The sequence below is a fragment of the Methylomonas sp. 2BW1-5-20 genome, from assembly GCF_052474515.1.
The window spans coordinates 2,972,550-2,989,992 of sequence record NZ_CP184127.1 but is presented as its reverse complement, the minus strand read 5'-3'; the positions used below and the strand labels follow the sequence as shown (position 1 = coordinate 2,989,992).

Genomic DNA, 17,443 nt, shown 5'->3' with positions numbered 1-17,443 from the left:
AACAATGAGTAACGAATATAACGCCGCGGCGATTGAAGTACTGAGCGGCCTGGACCCGGTGCGTAAACGCCCCGGAATGTATACCGACACCACCCGCCCCAATCATTTGGTTCAGGAAGTAGTGGACAACAGCGTGGACGAAGCGTTGGCCGGCCACGCCAACACCATTAATGTCGTGCTTTATAGAGACGGTTCGGTGCGGGTGGACGATAACGGCCGAGGGATGCCGGTGGATATTCATCCCGAGCAGGGTATTCCGGGCGTGGAAGTGATCCTCACCCAATTACACGCCGGCGGCAAATTCTCCAACAAAAACTATCAATTTTCCGGCGGTTTACACGGTGTCGGCGTGTCCGTGGTGAATGCCCTGTCGGAAAAACTGCTGGTAGAAATCAAGCGCGGCGGTGGCGTGTATCAGATGGAGTTTGCCGGCGGCAACAAAGTCAGCGAACTACAGCAGAGCGGCACGGTCGGCAAGAACAACACCGGCACCAGTGTGCATTTCTGGCCGGACGGTAAATATTTCGATTCAAATCGAGTGTCGGTCAGCAAACTGAAGCACGTGTTGCGCGCCAAGGCAGTGTTGTGTCCGGGTTTGAAAATCACCTTAAACTCCGAACTTAGCGACGAGCACTTCGAATGGTGCTACCAAAACGGCTTGCAGGAATATCTGCTGGACCGCGTCGGTGATGCCGAAATCTTCCCGCAACCACCGTTTATGGCGAATATGGCGGCCAGCAACGAAGCGGTGGAGTGGGGCATAGTCTGGACGCCGGACAGCCTGCCGGAAACTATCGCCGAGAGTTACGTGAACCTGGTGCCGACCGCTCAAGGCGGCACCCATGTCAACGGGCTAAGGGCCGGTCTGACCGAAGCGATGCGCGAGTTTTTAGATTTTCGCAACTTGTTGCCACGCGGTGTGAAGATCGCGCCGGAAGACGTCTGGGAAAGCTGCCATTTTGTGTTGTCGGTAAAACTGGAAGACCCACAGTTTTCCGGACAAACTAAGGAAAGGCTCAGTTCGCGTGAGTGTGTGACTTTTGTCTCCGGCGTCGCCAAGGATACATTCAGCTTATGGCTGAATCAGCATCCGCAGGAAGGCGAGAAAATCGCCGAGATTATCTTGGCTAGCGCACAGAAGCGTTTGAAAGCCGGCAAGAAAATCGTCCGCAAGAAAATCACCAGCGGCCCGGCTTTGCCCGGCAAATTGGCCGATTGTTCCGGACAGGATCTCAGCCGTACCGAGTTGTTTTTGGTCGAGGGCGATTCCGCTGGTGGGTCGGCTAAGCAGGCCCGCGACCGCGAGTTCCAAGCTATCATGCCCTTGAGAGGGAAGATTTTGAACACCTGGGAAGTCGATTCCGGCGAGGTGATGGCGTCACAAGAGGTGCACGACATCGCTGTGGCGCTGGGCATAGAGCCGGACAGCAACGATCTGCAAAATCTACGCTACGGCAAGATCTGCATCCTGGCCGATGCCGACTCCGACGGTAACCACATCGCCACCTTGATTTGCGCACTGTTTTACCAGCATTTTAATGCCCTGGTCAGGGCGGGGCATGTATTTGTGGCGATGCCGCCGCTGTATCGTATCGACGTTGGTAAAAAGGTGTTTTACGCGCTGGACGAATCGGAGCGTCTGGGTGTGTTGGCGCGAATCGAAGCGGAGAAACTCACCGGCAAGATCAATATTCAGCGCTTCAAGGGCCTGGGCGAGATGAATCCATCGCAATTGCGAGAAACCACGATGAATCCCGATACCCGGCGATTGGTGCAGTTGACTATCGAAGAAAACGACGACACCCGTGAGCAGATGGACTTATTGCTGGCAAAGAAGCGTGCCGGCGACCGTAAGAGTTGGCTGGAAGACCGGGGCAATTTAGCGCAAATATAAGTGCGATAGGCACGTTGGGCGGTGTTGGAAAATCCCGCCCTTTCAGCCGGATTTTAGATGTCCATCAACAACATCGGTATGCCGTACGTCAGCACGAAATAACCGAAGGCATATATCACGCTCACACTGGTCGGATGGTTGAAAAACGCCCGAAAAATGTAGCTGACGATGGCGATGTACCATGTGACCAAAAACACCGCGATGCCGATGCCGATTTCCTCATGATAGGGATAGTGTTTTAGTACTAACCAGTAATCGAGAATTTCCGCGCCGATGGCCAAAGTCATAATGAAATTCTCGCAAACGAAAATCGACGTATACAACTGATTAAAGCAGCCCCACTTTTTCTCCATTAGCAGCAGAATAGCGATGGAGCCGAAAGCCATGATGGTTCGGCCCAGTACTTCCAGAGTGCCGTCGGCTGGGTCGGCGATCAAGCCTTCGACGACAATCCCGGAGATGAGATAAAACACCACGTTTTTCCACATAAAGGATTTGGGTGGGACTAGCTCGGTGGGATTGTTCAGGAACCAGCAAGAGGAAAGGTATTTGAGGAATAAGGTCATGTGCGGGGCTCAATAAAGGCGAATTTATCGAATCGAAAAAACCGTCCATTATAGACGCGCTGTACGTTAATCGCGGTTTTGTGCGGATTGTCGGCAGAATTTGCTGCGTAGTAGGCAGTTATAAAACAAGTCGCTGCCTTGATTCGCGGGTTTTCTATTAAACCTTGCAGGCCTTAGCTCCGAGTCGATTGTATAATCCGCTCTCGCTTCTTAATGCTGTAATCGTCTTTTCCGGCGTGGGCATTAACGTATCATTAAATCGAGTTCCCGTCGTAACGGACGGTGATTCCAACCTACCCCGGAAACCTCATGATAGAAATTGGTAAATTCAACACGCTTACCATAACCAAAATACGCGATACCGAACTGTGTTTGGATGGTGGCGAGATGGGCGATATTGCGTTGGCTGACAAACAGCCGCCTGCCGCTAGTAAAGTCGGCGATAGTTTGCGGGTGTTTGTTTACATAGACGGCAAAAACCAAACCATAGCGACCACGCAAGTTCCGAAAGCGCAGGTGGACGAAGTGGCTTTTTTAAAAGTGGTTTCCCTCAGTCACGCCGGCGCATTCATGGATTGGGGGCTGCCGAAAGATCTTTTGGTACCGTTTAGCGAGCAAAAAACCAAAATGGTGGAAGGCAGGTTTTATCTGGTGCGGCTGTTTCTGGACGAAAATAATCGTATTGCCGCCTCCATGGTGCTGGACGATTTTATTCAGGATCAGGCCTTTTATTATAAAGACGGACAGGTAGTGGAGCTGATCATTGCCGACGAAACCGATTTGGGTTTCAAAGCGGTGGTGGATAATCAATATTGGGGCGTGCTGTATAAAAGCGAGACATTTCAGCCTTTGCAGAGAGGCCAGAAATTGACCGGCTATATCAAAAAAGTCCGCCCCGATCACAAGCTGGATTTGGTGCTCAGCCAGGAAAAATACGGTCAGAAAGTCGATGCCACGTCCGAAAAAATACTGGCTATCCTAGCCACACGCGGCGGTTACGTGGCTTTGACCGACAAAAGCGAACCGGAAGTTATTTACGACACCTTCGGCGTCAGCAAAAAGGTTTTCAAGCAAGCAATCGGCGGCTTATACAAACAACGGCGGATTGTGATTGAGGAAACTGGAATCCGCCTGGTCGAGCAAGCCTAACTCGCACTATATCTAAGTAGATACGCACATCTGCGGGGCAGAAACAGAGATTGCGTCTCTGCCCTTCAAACGCGGTGCCTAGGGCCTAGATTGCGAGAACACGTAATCGGTTTTTTGCTCGGATGCATGGCAGGCAAAACAGGATAAGCCGCCGTCTTTGACTAGCCGTTCGGTTTTGCTATTGCCGGCAAAGCCCTCAAAGCCCCAGCCGCCGGTCGCGGCGAATTTTTTCGCGTCTTTCAGCATCACGCCGACCAGTTTGCGTTCGCCTTCCTGGATGGTTTTATCTTTTTCCTGGTATTGCAATAAATCAAATACCAGCACCGAGCCGTCGGCATATTTACCGGCCTTCAAACCGGCTTCCGCTTGTTTATTAGCGTAGACATGGTGCAAGCCTTGAAACGGATTTTCCAATGCATGGCCCGGTTGTATCAACATACTTTTCGTATGCAGCCAGTGCCGATAGCCCTCCGGAAATGGTACGCTTTGATCGGCGGCGAACGCGGTAACGGCAATCGTGCTTAGCAAGCCGGCCATCAGAATTGAAATGCTTTTTTTCATGATCGTATCCCCCATAAAAATAAAACGCGTTAATAATTTCGAATCGAAACTATATGGGCATTTTTAGGCGAATTTTAGCGTTTTGTCAAATTGATATTGATACGCTATTAATTCGCCTGGGTAGGCGACGCGAAGGGGAGCTAAGCAGAATGCGGCGCTGGAGGGATAGGCTAGAAGCCGGTTAGCAATTGCGAGATATTGGGTTGCAAGAGTATGCAACCCAAGTCGCCGGACGATTAAATTTTGCCGTCCAAACCCATTTGAAAATATTTATGGGTAATCTTGTCCTGATTTTCCAATAGCCAATCGATATCCGGGGTATTGGTCATCGCTTTATGAATCGCTTTGGCCATGGCTTGGCGATGAATATCAAACAAAATCTGGTGGTCCAGGTTGTTGTCCTTGATCACGCTGGGATTCAACCATACCGAGCAAATGATGCCCAGATCATTGGCTTTCTCCTTGGGAATATCGCCGGCCCGCACCGCATCCAGCACACCATTGGCGATGGCTGCCTGCACGGTACCCATCAAAATATTGGTGTAGCGGCTGTTTTTGACCGTGACCTTACTAACCATCAAAGTCACCGGCCGCACCTGAATATCGGTGTTTAAAATCGCAAACACCCGGGTATGACCCTGCACTTGATCGCCGGTCAAGGTGGCAATCGCGGTGCCGACCGGTCCGTCCAGTTCGCCGATGATGATCTCCGGTTCCGCTGCGGTGCCGGCCGGGCCGCCCGCCACCAGGGCTTCGCCGGTACGCATAATGATTCTTTCGCTCATGTTGGTCTCCAAAATAATGTTGATGTTTGCAATTTTTCTTGAGTGAGGGTTTTAAAAGCTAAGCCTCGCCGCTCAACACCATCGCCCCATACTCTTCCGGCGTAATAACCCCGCCCAGATTCTCGGCTACTTGGCTATCGCAAGCCGGCAACACATCCTGCACCGCGTCGATACGTTTCCATTGCGGCAAAGGCGTTTCCTGATTGGCTTGCGGCACGTATTTTGAGCTGGCGACGCGGCTCATGCGATGGATATAACGCGGACAATTGATAAATATCTCGCTGATCGCCACCCGCACGATTAGCTCGGCGCCAGGATAATTAGCCAGCAGCGGATCGTTGGCTTGTATACGCGCGTCGCCATGCACTCGAATCCGATGCGGGGTTTCGAAATCGATGAATAACATGCCGATTTTCGAGTTGCCGTTGATATTGCCCATCGACAAAAACATGCCATTGCCGTCGTAACTGGGGAACGCCAGTTCCTGCGGACTAACCACCTTCACTAGGCCGGGATTACCGCCTTTGTATGAGCAAGTTGGGTAACCGCGCTGATCTATCGTCGTCAGAAAGAAAAAATCCCGGCTCTCGATAAACGGCTGATGCTGTTCGTTGACCTGCTGTTCCACGATGATTTGCTCCAAGCGATCCGCCAGATTCACGGTGTCGTGTTGCGCTTGCAATTGGCGATGCTGCGGGCTGTAAAAGTCGCTCATGGGCGGTGCTCCTGGTTGGGTTGGTGCGGCGATTCTAACAGGAATGGCGATAAGGCAGGTTTACGGTTGGATGACGCGGAGCGTGGGAACGATAAAAATCCGCGTGGGCACAAAAACCGTGCCCACCCTACACAGTGGTAGGTTACATACTGGCATCCGTTAGAGACGGAGTGAATCTTTGCCGGTGGCGGGGTTTTTTCCCGTATGCCGCGCCGAGTACCGGAGCTTTCGTCGGGAACAGCCCGAAGGGGCGATGCAGGGATGCATCGCGTTGCCGAAGGGGCAGGAAGCCCCTTTCGGCAACCCCCGGCGAAAGCGAGGAGCGCAGGGAACAAGCGGCATCCGGGTGTCTTTTCTTTTGGATACTTTTCTTTGGACAAGCAAAGAAAAGTATCTCGGTTGTCGGTCCGAGAACCGACATTAAAACATTCGTCGCGATAGCGACACAAACTCCAAACTTCTGTGTGGGCCAAAAAGCCGTGCCCACCCTAAGTATCTATATCGCTGCTTGGATATGGCCCCGTTTAATGCCGCTACATGCATTAACAAAAGAATATCCAAAGGAAAATTAGCTACCTTGCAGGGCTGAGATCATTCTATCTAACTGTATAGACATTCTCTCCCACTGGCTTTCCATTTGTTCGCGCATCTCAGCTAGATATGCTGTGAGGCCCAGATCTCGACGTATCTCAATTATTACTGAGATTTGTTGCTGTCCAACAATACGCATATCTATGAAAAGTTGGCGGCAGAACTGAATGTTGAGGTTATTAAAATCTGCCCATGCATCCTGCCGAGCTTCTGCGTAATTTTGGGTTTGTGCTTGATACGATGCAAACGCACGCTCTAGGGCTCCGAAGACCTGCTCGTTGGATTGGGCGCTCTCATTAAATCTAGCCATTTCTGATAGAACGCGTTGCACCTCAAATTGAGCCTTATTGTAGAGATCATCATTGATGGCAATGGCTAATTTGGCTTTTTGAAGAGGTACCAGGCGTTCCATGAGTCTTAGCAGCAGCTCCCCGTAGGTGCCAACCAATTGATTTACAAGGAGTGCGGTCTTGGGTTCGGCTACGAGTTGCAACTTCGATGCCGCTGCAAAGAAACCTTGAAGACCGTCGGCAGCATTAATTTTGGTTAGATCTGCTTGGGGTAATGATGCCAAATGACTGTTCGCCTTGGTTAATTCTTCAACCGCTTCTAAATACACTTCCTTCCGCATTGATGCAGTACGTTCTTTTGCTTTCTCTGAGGCGTCATGTTTGAGCTGAATCCTTAACCGTGTTGTATTGCTGCGGTTAGAAATAAGCACCCCGCAAAGGGTGAGCAAAGAAGCGATGATGCCAGACCATACTACGTCTGGTAAGAGGTGAAATAGTTGAGTGAACATGGACATATTTTTTGTTTGCCTAGAGGCTATTTTTAACATTCCCTCCATGCAACCCACATTCCTTCTTCGCCGCATCCTCCCACCACCAGCGCCCAGCCCGCTCGTGCTGATTCGGCAACACCGGCCGGGTGCAAGGCTCGCAGCCGATACTGATATAGCCGTGTTTGTGTAGCTCGTTAAACGGTACCTGATAGGCTTCGATGTAATCCCATACCTGCGCCGATGACCAGTTCAGTAGCGGGTTGAATTTGATCAGTTGCTTGCCGGGGCCGGAGAAGCCGGCATCCAGCTGTAGTTCCGGGATGTCGCCGCGGGTGTCAAGGCTTTGGTCCTTGCGTTGGCCGGTGATCCAGGCGTCCAGCGTCGCCAGTTTGCGTTTCAGCGGTTCGACTTTGCGAATGCCGCAACATTGTTGGTGGCCGTCTTCGTAAAAGCTGAACAGACCTTTTTCTTTGACAAAGGCGTCCAGTTGTTCTCGGTCCGGACTCAAGATGTCAATGGCGATGTCGTAATGCTTGCGCACTTGTTCGATGAAGCGGTAGGTCTGCGGATGCAGACGGCCGGTATCCAGCGAAAAGACTTGAATGTCCTTGCGGATTTGCAAGGCCAAGTCGATCAGCACTACGTCTTCGGCGCCGCTGAAGGAGATGGCGATGTTGTCGAAATTGGCCAGCGCGGTTTTTAAAATGGTGCGCGGGTTTTTGCCTTGCAGTTCGGTTTGGGCGGTGGCGAGGTCGAATGCGGTCATCGGTTCAGCTCTGGGCAAAGTAACGGGATAAAAATTCGTCGAAGTCCAGTGTGTCGTTGGCTTCGATGTCGGCTTGTTTTTTCAGCGAGGCGGCGGCCATGCTTTCGAATTGGCGTTGGGTGTCGTCGTCCAGCGGTTCGGCGTTGAAATAATGTTTATGCAGCGCCGATGTGTTGCTGGCAAAGCAGCCGAACTCCTGGCCGTTTTCGCGCATGCAGGCCAGGATGCGCGCCGACGGCGTCAGTGCCGGATTGTCCACCACCGCCAGCTGATGTTGCAGGGCCAATTGATAAGGCCGGTCCAGGCTGCCTCTATCCAGTATGGCGCAGATGGCCTGCATCTCGTACAGAATGTCGTGAGCCCAGTCGTGCAAGGTAATGGCTTGGCCGTTGCGGTTTAACTGCAATCCGGGTTGGCGGCCCTGGTTGGCGACCAGCAATTGATTGCTGTTATTCACCTGAAATTCGTCGCGGCCTTGCGGCGGGCTTTCGTGCAATAGGCAGTACAACAAAAATGCCTCGATGAAGCGGGCGGTGCTTTCGTCTATACCGATGGGGTTCAGCAGATTCAAGTCCAGCGAGCGCATTTCCACATACAACACGCCGCGGCGTTTCAGCGCCAGCGTCGGCTTCTCGCCAGATTTGGCGATTTGCTTGGGGCGCATGGTGCTGTAAAACTCGTTTTCGATTTGCAGAATGTTGGCGTTCAGCTGCTGATATTCGCCGTCCACCTTGACGCCGATGGCTTCGTACTCCGCATAAGGCGTGTTGATGGCGGAACTCAGGCTGTTCACGTAGCCGTCCAGCGAGTTGTAATCGATTTTTAAGCCCGCCTGGTTTTTGCTTTTATAACCGATGTCGCTCATCCGTAGCGATGTGGCATAAGGATGAAATACGGTGTGCTCGTCGAATTCCTTAAATTGTTCCATCAACTGCGGACGGCTTTTGAAAAAGGTCTTGCAGATGGCCGGCGAGGCGCCGAACAGATACAGGATCATCCAGCCGTGGCGGTGGAAGTTGCGGATCAAGCCAAAATAGGCGTCGGAAATAAAGCTTTCCAGGCTGGCTTCGCTGGCGCTGTGCCGATGCAATACCGGCCACAGGTCTTCCGGTACCGAATAATTGAAATGGATGCCGGCGATGGCTTGCATCGTGCGGCCGTAGCGATGCCATAAGCCCTTGCGGTAAACGTGCTTCATCGTGCCGATATTGGACTTGCCGTATTCGGCAATTGGAATGCTCAGGTCGCCGTCTATGCCGCATGGCATGCTGGTGGCCAGCAACATCTCCTCGCCCAAATGCGGATAAACGAATTGATGCAGCTGATGCATGTAATGCAAGGTTTGCTTGATGTCCGCAAACGGCGGAGTGATGAATTCCAGCAGCGCTTCCGAGTAATCGGTGGTGACGTAAGGGTGGGTCAATGCCGATCCAAGCGCTTTGGGATGGGGCTTTTGCGAGATTCCGCCTTGTTCGGTGATGCGCAGGCTTTCTTTTTCTATGCCCTTTAGACCCTGTTTCAGCAAGTATTGTTGATCGTGGTCGATCAGGTATTTAAGACGGTCGGGGAGCTGGCTGTAAATAATATTCATAGAAGATTGTGGGTGCCTTGAGCGGCTTGAGTAAGCGGCGCATTATAAAGGTTGGCGGTTAGTATATTGAAATTGGTATGTGCATAAAGGGAGGAAATAGGGGGCGCGCAATCCTATTTCAAGGTTTGCCGGGTCTGCGCGGCAAAACCAGCCTGATTTTTGGGCTTGGGCTATTTGATTTTGCGGGGTTGATCTGTGTTCTAATAGCGTTTTGACCATCTGCCTGTTTCTTTCGCGGCATTGATTTTTCACGTTCCGATTCATGACCAATAATCCCGCCCTGCAAACCCTGCGCAGCATCTTCGGTTACGACAGTTTTCGCGGCCAACAGCAACAGATTATCGAGCAATTGCTCGGCGGCCAGGATGTACTGGTATTGATGCCGACCGGTGGCGGTAAATCTTTGTGTTATCAAATTCCGGCTCTGGTGATGGATGGCGTCGGTATCGTGATTTCGCCGCTGATCGCGTTGATGCAGGATCAGGTCAGCGCCTTGCATCAATTAGGCGTGAAGGCGGCCTATTTAAATTCCACGCTGGCTTTGGAACAGGTGCGCGAGATTGAGCAACAGCTGCAAAACGGCGAGCTGGATTTGCTGTACATCGCGCCGGAGCGTTTATCCAATGCCAGAACCCAGGCCTTGTTTGCCCGCTGCAAGATTGCATTGTTTGCGATCGACGAGGCGCATTGCGTGTCGCAATGGGGCCACGATTTCCGTGCCGATTATCTGCTGTTATCGGTATTGCACGAACAGTTTCCGCAAGTGCCGCGCATTGCCTTAACCGCGACCGCCGACGAACGTACCCGTCAGGAAATCATTAGCCGTCTGGCATTGGAACAGGCCCAAGTGTTTGTCAGCGGCTTCGACCGGCCTAATATTCGCTATAGGATCATCCAGAAAGACAATGCCCGGCAGCAGCTGCTGACTTTTATTCGTAGCGAACATGCCGGCGATACCGGCATCGTCTATTGCCTGTCGCGCAAAAAAGTCGAAGAAACCGCCGAATGGCTGAATGACAAAGGTCTGAAAGCCTTGCCGTATCACGCCGGTATGGATCATCGGGAACGGCAGAAAAATCAGCATCAATTTTTGATGGAAGACGGTTTGATTATCGTCGCTACCATTGCTTTTGGCATGGGCATAGACAAGCCCAATGTGCGCTTTGTGGCACATCTGGATTTACCGAAAAGCGTGGAAGCTTATTACCAAGAAACCGGCCGGGCCGGGCGGGACGGTCTGCCGGCCAATGCCTGGATGGCTTACGGCTTGCAGGACGTGCTGACGCTGCGGCAAATGCTTAGCGCCTCGAATGCCGATGAGGCGCATAAGCGTATTGAGTTGCATAAACTGGATGCGATGCTGGCCTTATGCGAAATGGTCAGTTGCCGGCGTCAGGCGCTGCTGGCTTACTTTGGCGACGTGTTGGAACAGGGTTGCGGTAATTGCGATACCTGTCTGGAACCGGTGGAAACCTGGGACGGCAGCGTTGCCGCGCAGCAAGCCTTGTCTTGCATCTATCGCACAGGGCAGCGCTTTGGCGTGACGTATTTGATCGATGTGTTGCTGGGTAAAGCCGACGACCGCATGCGCCAATTCGGCCACGATAAACAGTCGACCTTCGGTATCGGCAAAGCGCTGGACGAGAAGCAATGGCGCTCGGTGTTTCGGCAACTGGTCGCCAAGTCCTTGGTGGAAATCGATTTCGAAGGCCACGGCAGCCTGAAGCTGACGGATGCCTGCCGGCCGGTATTACGCGGCGAGCAAACCTTGATGCTGCGCAAGGACGTGCAAATCGCCAAGACCCGCCGCGAAAAAGCGGAAAAGCGCCAGCCGGGCGGCGCGGCGGACAGCGCCTTGTGGAATGCCTTGCGCGCCAAACGCAAAGAGCTGGCCGACGAGCAGGACGTGCCGCCGTATGTGATTTTTCACGACGCCACTTTGATGGCGATGGTCGATGCCCGGCCGCGCAATCATCAACAGCTGAGCATGTTGTCCGGCATCGGTCAGCGCAAGCTGGAGTTATACGGCGATGAATTTCTAGCGGTGCTTGCCGAGTTCGACGACGAACCGCCGGTGTCGGCCACCGATACGGTTGCGGAAAGTCTGGATTTATTTCGATTGGGTTATAGTGTCGAGCAAGTCGCCAAGCAACGCAGTCTGAGCGAGGACACTGTTTACAATCACATGGCCAAAAGCCTGGAGTTGGGCTTGGTGGCGCTGGGTGATGTGTTGAATTTGTCGCCGGCGGAAGTCAGCGAAATCGAGGCGGTATTGTTAAATTTGCCGGAAGAGCAGCGTAATGCGTTGAAGCCGGTCTACGAGCAACTGGGCGGCGCCTACAGTTACGGAATTTTGCGTTGCGTCAGAGCGGCTTTACAGCAGCAGTTGGGTTGAACTTGCCGTTGCTGAAACGGTATTCGGTTTTCAGGCAATGATCCAGCCACTTTTGCAAAAAATAGTTTAAACGCCATTTGTAATTCCTGATTTCCACCAGACTGCCGGGATTTTGATAGACCTTGTCCACCGTCGGTCGGTCGATGTCGCGCAGCACTTCTGCCAGTTGCGCATCCAGATAAATCCGAATTTTCACCGCCGGCACGATTTGTTCCGATAGCTGTTGATCGAAACAATGGCTGAGTTCGATCGTCAGGGTGTAGGGGTTGCGTTCCAGCACTTCCAGATATAGCGCCGGTTTGTTCCGGGTCAGGCCGACGGCGGTCTTATCGAAGGAACGCAGATTCGGAATCAGCCTGAACAGCTTTTGATAATTGGATTCGCAGATCTTTTCCAGACAAAGCGCGGTGTTGACCGGTTGCACCAGGCTCATGCTTAATCTTCCCGATAACAGGCGTTGGCGCTGGCGGTTTCCCACAACACCACTTGATCGACGTTAAAGCCCTGTTGTTTGACGTGCAGGTAAATCATCTTGCTCAGTACTTCGGCGGTCGGATGTTCGTCGATAGCCAAAAACTGCTCGTTGTTGGCGACCAGCGCCGGGATGATGGGATCGTCTTTGTGCAATAGAAAGTTGTGATCCAATATCTTGTCGATGAACGCCTCCACGCAGTCTTTCACGTCCGAAAAGTCGCAGACCATGCCTTGCTCGTTGAGGTTGTTTTGTTTGATCGAAATGCTGGCCTTGACGCTATGGCCGTGCAGGTTACGACACTTGCCCGGATGGTTCATCAAGCGATGGCCGTAGCAAAAATAAACTTCTTTGGTGATGATATACATAGCGTGCTACGTCCCTGCGATGAACGGGTGTTGTCCTTAATTGCCTTTGATGCTCTTGATCGAGGCGGCTATTTCATAACTGCCGTCGCCTTGTTTGACACTGCGTACCACTTCGATAAAAGCCGTCATCGGCGGGGTGATTTGGGTTTTCGGCATGATGCTGACTTCCATGGCCAAACCGATGTCGAAGGGCTTATCGGCAATAAACGAGACGCCGGCGCCGCTTAACGTCGTGCATTTGCCGGTGCTGACTTCGTTGGAATCGGCTAGCTTGTAGGTAATCTCACAGTCCACATCCATGCGGATGTAATCGCGTTTTTCATCATGAGTCAGCATTGGGTTCCCCCGATTCGGATTAGCATTGGTTGGGTAAAAAATCAGTCGTACGGAGTTTACTATAAAAAACCGTGGCTCTGGTTAGGAAATAGTGGCTTATAAGCTCAGGATCGCCGGGTTTTTTGGACAGGCTGTGACGCAGTTGGCAAACGCGCGAGCCGCCGGTCCGGCGGTTTTATTGCCTGACTATCCCAGGCTATTTGTGTAAAATTCCGCCACTTTTCAATACAGACAGCGCAGGCAGCAGCATGAGTAAATCCATTGTCCTTACCGGTATCACCACCACCGGCACGCCGCATCTAGGCAATTATGCCGGGGCGATCCGTCCGGCGATCAATGCCAGCAAAGACGAACACGTCAGGCCGTTTTATTTCCTGGCCGATTATCATGCGCTGATTAAATGCAACGAACCGGCGCGCGTCAAACAATCCAGCTTGGAAATTGCCGCGACTTGGCTTGCACTGGGTTTGGATACCTCTAACGCGGTGTTTTACCGGCAATCCGATGTGCCGGAAATCCTGGAACTGACCTGGATGCTGACTTGTGTTACCGCCAAGGGCTTGATGAACCGAGCCCATGCCTACAAAGCAGCCGTGGCCGAAAACGAGGAAACCGAAGGCAACGATCCGGACAAAGGCATCACGATGGGCTTGTTCAGCTATCCGATCCTGATGGCGGCGGATATCTTGATGTTCAACGCCAATAAGGTGCCGGTCGGCAAGGATCAAATCCAGCATATCGAAATGGCCCGCGATATCGCCAGCCGCTTTAATCATATCTATGGCGAACATTTTGTATTGCCGGAAGCGGTGCTGGACGACAATGCCGCGACCTTGCTGGGCCTGGATGGCCGCAAGATGAGCAAGAGTTACAACAACACCATTCCCTTGTTCGAGCCGGAAAAGAAATTGCGCAAATTGATCAACAAGATCAAAACCAATTCCCTGGAACCGGGCGAACCGAAAGACCCGGAAGGCTGCACGCTGTTCGGTATCTATCAGGCATTCGCGAATCAACATGAACTGGATGCGATTCGTCTGCGTTATGCGGAAGGCATAGCTTGGGGCGAGATGAAGCAAGTGTTGTTCGAGAAAATCAACGACGAAATCGCCCCTGCTCGCGAACGCTACGAAGCCTTGCTGGAAGCGCCGGAACATATCGAGCAACAACTGCGGGAAGGTGCCGAGAAAGCCCGCGCGATCACCCGGCCGTTTATCAATACCTTGCGGGAAGCGGTGGGAATTTCCGGATTGGCTATATAACGGACTAAGCCCGTAGAGACGCAAAATCCTTCGGGATAGGTGTGTGTCTTTACATCCCTCACCCTAGACCTCTCCCGGGGGGAGAGGAGGATTTTTAGAGGTTCCCTGAAATTGTTCAAGGATGAGCGTACCCAATGTCCATCATCGCAATCTACATCATCAAGCTGCTTTTGCTGCCGCCTGCCTCTCTGGTCATCCTGGCGCTGATCGGAGTACTGTTTAGCAAACGCAAATGGGGGAAGCGCATGGCGATAGTTTGTCTGACCTTGTTATGGTTGCTGAGTTTGCCGATTGTCGTTAACCAATTGGCCAGGCTGTGGGAAAGGGTGCCGCCGCTCTCCGTCGAAGACGTGAGGGAGTTCAAACCGGAAGCGCTGGTGGTGATAGGCGGCGGTTTGGAATACGCTGCTCCGGAGTATTCAGGACAGGCCACTTTACATGTCAGGACCTTGCTCCGCGTGCGCTATGCGGCCAAATTATCTTGGGAACTGGGTCTGCCGATTCTGGTATCCGGAGGCGGGGCATTGGATCCGGAACAGTCGTCCGAAGCGGATGTGATGGCGCAAACGCTGGATCGCGAGTTTAAAACCCCGGTCGCCTGGTTGGAGCGCTACAGCAGCAATACCGCGGAAAACGCCCGATTCAGTCGCGAGGTGTTGAACGAGTTCGGCATCGATAAAATCGTGCTGGTCACCCAGGCCTATCATATGCCGCGCGCCGCCTTGGAGTTTCGCAAAGCCGGGTTTGAAGTGTTGCCGGCACCGACGGCGTTTATCGGTCACGAAGGCGAATCCCGCGTGCTGGACTGGTTGCCGTCGCCGACAGCGTGGGCCAACAGTTTCCTGCTGGCGCATGAAATGATCGGCATGTTGTGGTATCGGATTCGCTATTAATCCGGCTCAGGCTTGGCGGCTGACCAGCCAAGTCCGATCATCGACGGCGCGGGCGCCGGGCAATTGGCTATAATGCCGTTAGCTTTGCTTATCTGATGCCAACATGTCCAAATCGTCAACCAAGGAGGGTTTCCGTCGCGCGGCGGAAGCGCCGCCGTTACCTACCAACCCCTGGCGTTTCATCCTGTTTAGTCTGCGGCCGTTCCGCTGGCTGTTACTGTTGATGCTGGTATTGGAAACCGGCCAGGCCGCCGGCGGCATCCTGGTGCCTTATGCCATTAAAGCCTTGATGGACGCGGTGGCTGTTCAGCCGCCCAGCGCCGATTTGCTCGAGACTTTTCGCGAACCCTTGCTGTTTTTGGCTGGTTTGAATGTGGCGGAAATCCTTTTCAGCCGCAGCAGCGGCGCGGTACTTATCACCATGGGGCCTTTATTGCGGCAGCGCACCGCCCGTTTGCTGTTTGCCTATCTGCAGTGCCACGCCCCGCGCTATTTTGGTAATCACTTTGCCGGTGCCTTGGCGCACCGGATCAGCGAAACCGCGATGAGCGTCAATCACACCACCTGGTCCATCATCTGCGACTTCTGGCCGATCGCAGTGACTTTTTCGGTATCGGTGACTTTGCTGCTAACGGTACATCAGGGCTTGGGTTTGTTCGTGGCTTGTTGGGTGCTGATCTATGTTTTGGTTTCATACTGGCTGGCGACCCGCTGCCAACCTTACGCCCAGGAGTTCGCCGCGACCCGCAGCATGGTCAATGGCAAGGTAGTGGATGCGGTGACCAATATTCTGAATGCTAAACTGTTTGCCCGTCTGGATCACGAACGCAAATATTTGGACAGCTTTCTGGATACCGAACTGAAGAGCGCCCGCCGCACCTTTTGGTATATGGAGAGGGTGCGCTGGTTTCAGTTTACTGCCGCCGCGATCCTGAAAATCGGCACTATCGCTTATGCGTTGCAACTGTGGCAGAACGGCGAGATCAGTGTTGGCTCGTTTGCGATGAGTACCGGTCTGGCCTTATTGGTGATAGGCGATGCCCGCAACCTCAGCCGGCGCTTTCTGGAGTTTTTCGAGTATGTCGGCAATGTCGCCAACGGCGTGGAGACCATCATCCAAAGCCACGAAATCGTCGATTTGCCGGATGCCGAACCCTTGCAAATTACACAGGGCCGCATCGAGTTTAAAGACGTGAGCTTTAGCTACGAGCCGGGCCGGCAGGTGTTCGATCAGCTGAATGTGGTGATAGAACCCGGCCAGCGCGTCGGCCTGGTCGGCTTTTCCGGCTCCGGCAAATCCACTTTTGTGAATCTGATTCTGCGCAACTTCGAGCCGCAAGCCGGGCAAATCCTGGTCGACGGCCAAGACATTACTTTGGCTACTCAAGACTCGCTGCACGCCCAGGTGAGTTTGATTCCGCAAGATCCCAGTCTGTTTCACCGCAGCCTGAAGGAGAACATCGGCTACGGCAAACTGGATGCCGACGACGCGCAAATCGGCTTTGCCGCCAAGCTGGCGCATGCCGAGGAGTTCATCGCCGGCATGCCGGAAGGCTACGAGTCGCTGGTCGGTGAGCGCGGCGTCAAACTGTCCGGCGGCCAACGCCAACGCATCGCCATCGCCCGGGTGATGTTGAAAGATGCGCCTATTCTGATCCTGGACGAAGCTACCTCCAGTCTGGACTCTGTCACCGAAAAAACCATCCAGGAAAACCTGGACCGGGTGATGGGCCGTAAAACTGTCATCGCCATCGCCCACCGCCTCTCCACCATCGCCCACCTGGATCGGGTGCTGGTGTTCGATCAAGGCCGTATCGTCGAGGACGGCAGTCATCAGGAGTTGCTGGATAAACAGGGCTTTTATTATCGGCTATGGACGATGCAGGCGGGCGGGTTTTTGCCGGAAGATGCGTTTTAGTCGATCCAAACAAAAAAAGAGTAGGGTCGGGAAGCGGAGCTGCCGAGACAGCGTTCCCAAGCCGGAGCTTGGAAACTAGGCAGTGGAGCCAATTTCCTGAATGATTCGGCTAGGAAGTCAAACCATCTAACTAATTCGCTGAACGCTTGAACTTGGAGCGAGAGCGATCGAGAAATTTTCTCGAACCATCCGGCTTACAGCTCTAATGTTGGAGAAATTTCCCTGAACGATGCTGTTTGGAGCCCCGTTGGCCGAGCTTTTTTCCGCATCGAAGGCCGATAGAGCCGGAGAGACTGCGGTGGAGAGGCCGGATTCGGCGCCGGTCGCGCCCTACTTGGCGATATTTATGTGTCAGCTGGCGCTTCAAGCCCTTAACAAAAATCCAACACCGCTTTCCCCC

At 53.0% G+C, this 17,443-nt stretch carries 16 protein-coding genes; 6 read left to right on the top strand and 10 right to left on the bottom strand.

All coding sequences use genetic code 11. The annotated features are described in order from the left end of the window. The first annotated feature begins 4 nt into the window (after nucleotides 1–4). Entirely contained in the window at nucleotides 5–1,894 is a 1,890-nt protein-coding gene (parE, locus tag ACH50O_RS13650) for a DNA topoisomerase IV subunit B (RefSeq protein WP_446808339.1), read from the top strand. 53 nt (nucleotides 1,895–1,947) lie between these two features. On the opposite strand, the gene ACH50O_RS13645 is transcribed toward parE, so the two are convergent. Further along, entirely contained in the window at nucleotides 1,948–2,460 is a 513-nt protein-coding gene (locus ACH50O_RS13645) for a hypothetical protein (protein WP_446808338.1), read from the bottom strand. Between the two features lie 309 nt (nucleotides 2,461–2,769). Between ACH50O_RS13645 and ACH50O_RS13640 the strand changes: the two genes are divergently transcribed. After that, on the top strand, nucleotides 2,770–3,609 hold the full coding sequence (locus tag ACH50O_RS13640; RefSeq protein WP_446808337.1) for a CvfB family protein: 840 nt from the start codon (nucleotides 2,770–2,772) through the stop codon (nucleotides 3,607–3,609). 78 nt (nucleotides 3,610–3,687) lie between these two features. On the opposite strand, the gene ACH50O_RS13635 is transcribed toward ACH50O_RS13640, so the two are convergent. The 6 genes from ACH50O_RS13635 to gshA all read right to left on the bottom strand — a co-directional run bounded on the left by ACH50O_RS13635 (nucleotide 3,688) and on the right by gshA (nucleotide 9,399). Beyond that, nucleotides 3,688–4,170: a cytochrome P460 family protein gene (locus ACH50O_RS13635; RefSeq protein WP_446808336.1), complete on the bottom strand. Its 483-nt coding sequence runs from the start codon at nucleotides 4,168–4,170 to the stop codon at nucleotides 3,688–3,690. Between the two features lie 236 nt (nucleotides 4,171–4,406). After that, nucleotides 4,407–4,955: a formaldehyde-activating enzyme gene (gene fae, locus ACH50O_RS13630; protein WP_446808335.1), complete on the bottom strand. Its 549-nt coding sequence runs from the start codon at nucleotides 4,953–4,955 to the stop codon at nucleotides 4,407–4,409. 58 nt (nucleotides 4,956–5,013) lie between these two features. Then, on the bottom strand, nucleotides 5,014–5,670 hold the full coding sequence (locus ACH50O_RS13625) for a pyridoxamine 5'-phosphate oxidase family protein (protein ID WP_446808334.1): 657 nt from the start codon (nucleotides 5,668–5,670) through the stop codon (nucleotides 5,014–5,016). Between the two features lie 568 nt (nucleotides 5,671–6,238). After that, complete coding sequence (locus ACH50O_RS13620) at nucleotides 6,239–7,099, bottom strand: hypothetical protein (protein WP_446808333.1); 861 nt, start codon at nucleotides 7,097–7,099, stop codon at nucleotides 6,239–6,241. After that, nucleotides 7,080–7,808, bottom strand: a complete 729-nt coding sequence (locus tag ACH50O_RS13615) for a phosphoadenylyl-sulfate reductase (RefSeq protein ID WP_446808332.1) — start codon at nucleotides 7,806–7,808, stop codon at nucleotides 7,080–7,082. The genes ACH50O_RS13620 and ACH50O_RS13615 overlap by 20 nt, the downstream gene beginning before the upstream one ends. A gap of 4 nt (nucleotides 7,809–7,812) precedes the next feature. After that, nucleotides 7,813–9,399 carry a glutamate--cysteine ligase gene (gene gshA, locus ACH50O_RS13610; protein WP_446808331.1) on the bottom strand — a complete coding sequence of 529 codons (1,587 nt, stop codon included), beginning with the start codon at nucleotides 9,397–9,399 and terminating at the stop codon, nucleotides 7,813–7,815. A gap of 262 nt (nucleotides 9,400–9,661) precedes the next feature. On the opposite strand from gshA, the gene recQ reads away from it, so the two are divergent. After that, complete coding sequence (gene recQ / locus ACH50O_RS13605; protein ID WP_446808330.1) at nucleotides 9,662–11,794, top strand: DNA helicase RecQ; 2,133 nt, start codon at nucleotides 9,662–9,664, stop codon at nucleotides 11,792–11,794. Here recQ and ACH50O_RS13600 read toward each other — a convergent pair. Genes ACH50O_RS13600 through ACH50O_RS13590 form a run of 3 tightly spaced genes read right to left on the bottom strand, consistent with a single transcriptional unit; the run spans nucleotide 11,763 to nucleotide 12,970 of the window. Then, complete coding sequence (locus ACH50O_RS13600) at nucleotides 11,763–12,227, bottom strand: DUF1249 domain-containing protein (RefSeq protein WP_446808329.1); 465 nt, start codon at nucleotides 12,225–12,227, stop codon at nucleotides 11,763–11,765. The two genes, recQ and ACH50O_RS13600, sit on opposite strands and share 32 nt — an antisense overlap. A 2-nt stretch (nucleotides 12,228–12,229) precedes the next feature. After that, entirely contained in the window at nucleotides 12,230–12,634 is a 405-nt protein-coding gene (locus ACH50O_RS13595; protein ID WP_446808328.1) for a 6-pyruvoyl trahydropterin synthase family protein, read from the bottom strand. Between the two features lie 36 nt (nucleotides 12,635–12,670). Then, the gene (locus tag ACH50O_RS13590; protein ID WP_446808327.1) at nucleotides 12,671–12,970 is read right to left on the bottom strand and encodes a PilZ domain-containing protein; all 300 of its coding nucleotides are present in this window, start codon (nucleotides 12,968–12,970) and stop codon (nucleotides 12,671–12,673) included. 248 nt (nucleotides 12,971–13,218) lie between these two features. On the opposite strand from ACH50O_RS13590, the gene ACH50O_RS13585 reads away from it, so the two are divergent. The 3 genes from ACH50O_RS13585 to ACH50O_RS13575 all read left to right on the top strand — a co-directional run bounded on the left by ACH50O_RS13585 (nucleotide 13,219) and on the right by ACH50O_RS13575 (nucleotide 17,043). After that, nucleotides 13,219–14,232 (top strand): tryptophan--tRNA ligase, encoded by a 1,014-nt coding sequence (locus ACH50O_RS13585; RefSeq protein ID WP_446808326.1) that lies wholly within the window; start codon nucleotides 13,219–13,221, stop codon nucleotides 14,230–14,232. 134 nt (nucleotides 14,233–14,366) lie between these two features. Then, the gene (locus ACH50O_RS13580) at nucleotides 14,367–15,125 is read left to right on the top strand and encodes a YdcF family protein (protein WP_446808325.1); all 759 of its coding nucleotides are present in this window, start codon (nucleotides 14,367–14,369) and stop codon (nucleotides 15,123–15,125) included. 103 nt (nucleotides 15,126–15,228) lie between these two features. After that, a complete protein-coding gene (locus ACH50O_RS13575; RefSeq protein ID WP_446808324.1) occupies nucleotides 15,229–17,043 on the top strand; it encodes an ABC transporter ATP-binding protein in 1,815 nt (604 codons plus the stop codon). The last annotated feature ends 400 nt before the right edge of the window (nucleotides 17,044–17,443 follow it).

What these genes read in the sequence shown, in the direction of transcription:
- fae (WP_446808335.1), bottom strand. Translation starts at nt 4,955, where the DNA reads ATGAGCGAAAGAATCATTATGCGTACCGGCGAAGCCCTGGTGGCGGGC.
- ACH50O_RS13595 (WP_446808328.1), bottom strand. Translation starts at nt 12,634, where the DNA reads ATGTATATCATCACCAAAGAAGTTTATTTTTGCTACGGCCATCGCTTG.
- ACH50O_RS13625 (WP_446808334.1), bottom strand. Translation starts at nt 5,670, where the DNA reads ATGAGCGACTTTTACAGCCCGCAGCATCGCCAATTGCAAGCGCAACAC.
- ACH50O_RS13600 (WP_446808329.1), bottom strand. Translation starts at nt 12,227, where the DNA reads ATGAGCCTGGTGCAACCGGTCAACACCGCGCTTTGTCTGGAAAAGATC.
- parE (WP_446808339.1), top strand. Translation starts at nt 5, where the DNA reads ATGAGTAACGAATATAACGCCGCGGCGATTGAAGTACTGAGCGGCCTG.
- ACH50O_RS13580 (WP_446808325.1), top strand. Translation starts at nt 14,367, where the DNA reads ATGTCCATCATCGCAATCTACATCATCAAGCTGCTTTTGCTGCCGCCT.
- ACH50O_RS13635 (WP_446808336.1), bottom strand. Translation starts at nt 4,170, where the DNA reads ATGAAAAAAAGCATTTCAATTCTGATGGCCGGCTTGCTAAGCACGATT.
- recQ (WP_446808330.1), top strand. Translation starts at nt 9,662, where the DNA reads ATGACCAATAATCCCGCCCTGCAAACCCTGCGCAGCATCTTCGGTTAC.
- ACH50O_RS13645 (WP_446808338.1), bottom strand. Translation starts at nt 2,460, where the DNA reads ATGACCTTATTCCTCAAATACCTTTCCTCTTGCTGGTTCCTGAACAAT.
- ACH50O_RS13615 (WP_446808332.1), bottom strand. Translation starts at nt 7,808, where the DNA reads ATGACCGCATTCGACCTCGCCACCGCCCAAACCGAACTGCAAGGCAAA.
- ACH50O_RS13640 (WP_446808337.1), top strand. Translation starts at nt 2,770, where the DNA reads ATGATAGAAATTGGTAAATTCAACACGCTTACCATAACCAAAATACGC.
- ACH50O_RS13590 (WP_446808327.1), bottom strand. Translation starts at nt 12,970, where the DNA reads ATGCTGACTCATGATGAAAAACGCGATTACATCCGCATGGATGTGGAC.
- ACH50O_RS13620 (WP_446808333.1), bottom strand. Translation starts at nt 7,099, where the DNA reads ATGTTAAAAATAGCCTCTAGGCAAACAAAAAATATGTCCATGTTCACT.
- ACH50O_RS13585 (WP_446808326.1), top strand. Translation starts at nt 13,219, where the DNA reads ATGAGTAAATCCATTGTCCTTACCGGTATCACCACCACCGGCACGCCG.
- gshA (WP_446808331.1), bottom strand. Translation starts at nt 9,399, where the DNA reads ATGAATATTATTTACAGCCAGCTCCCCGACCGTCTTAAATACCTGATC.
- ACH50O_RS13575 (WP_446808324.1), top strand. Translation starts at nt 15,229, where the DNA reads ATGTCCAAATCGTCAACCAAGGAGGGTTTCCGTCGCGCGGCGGAAGCG.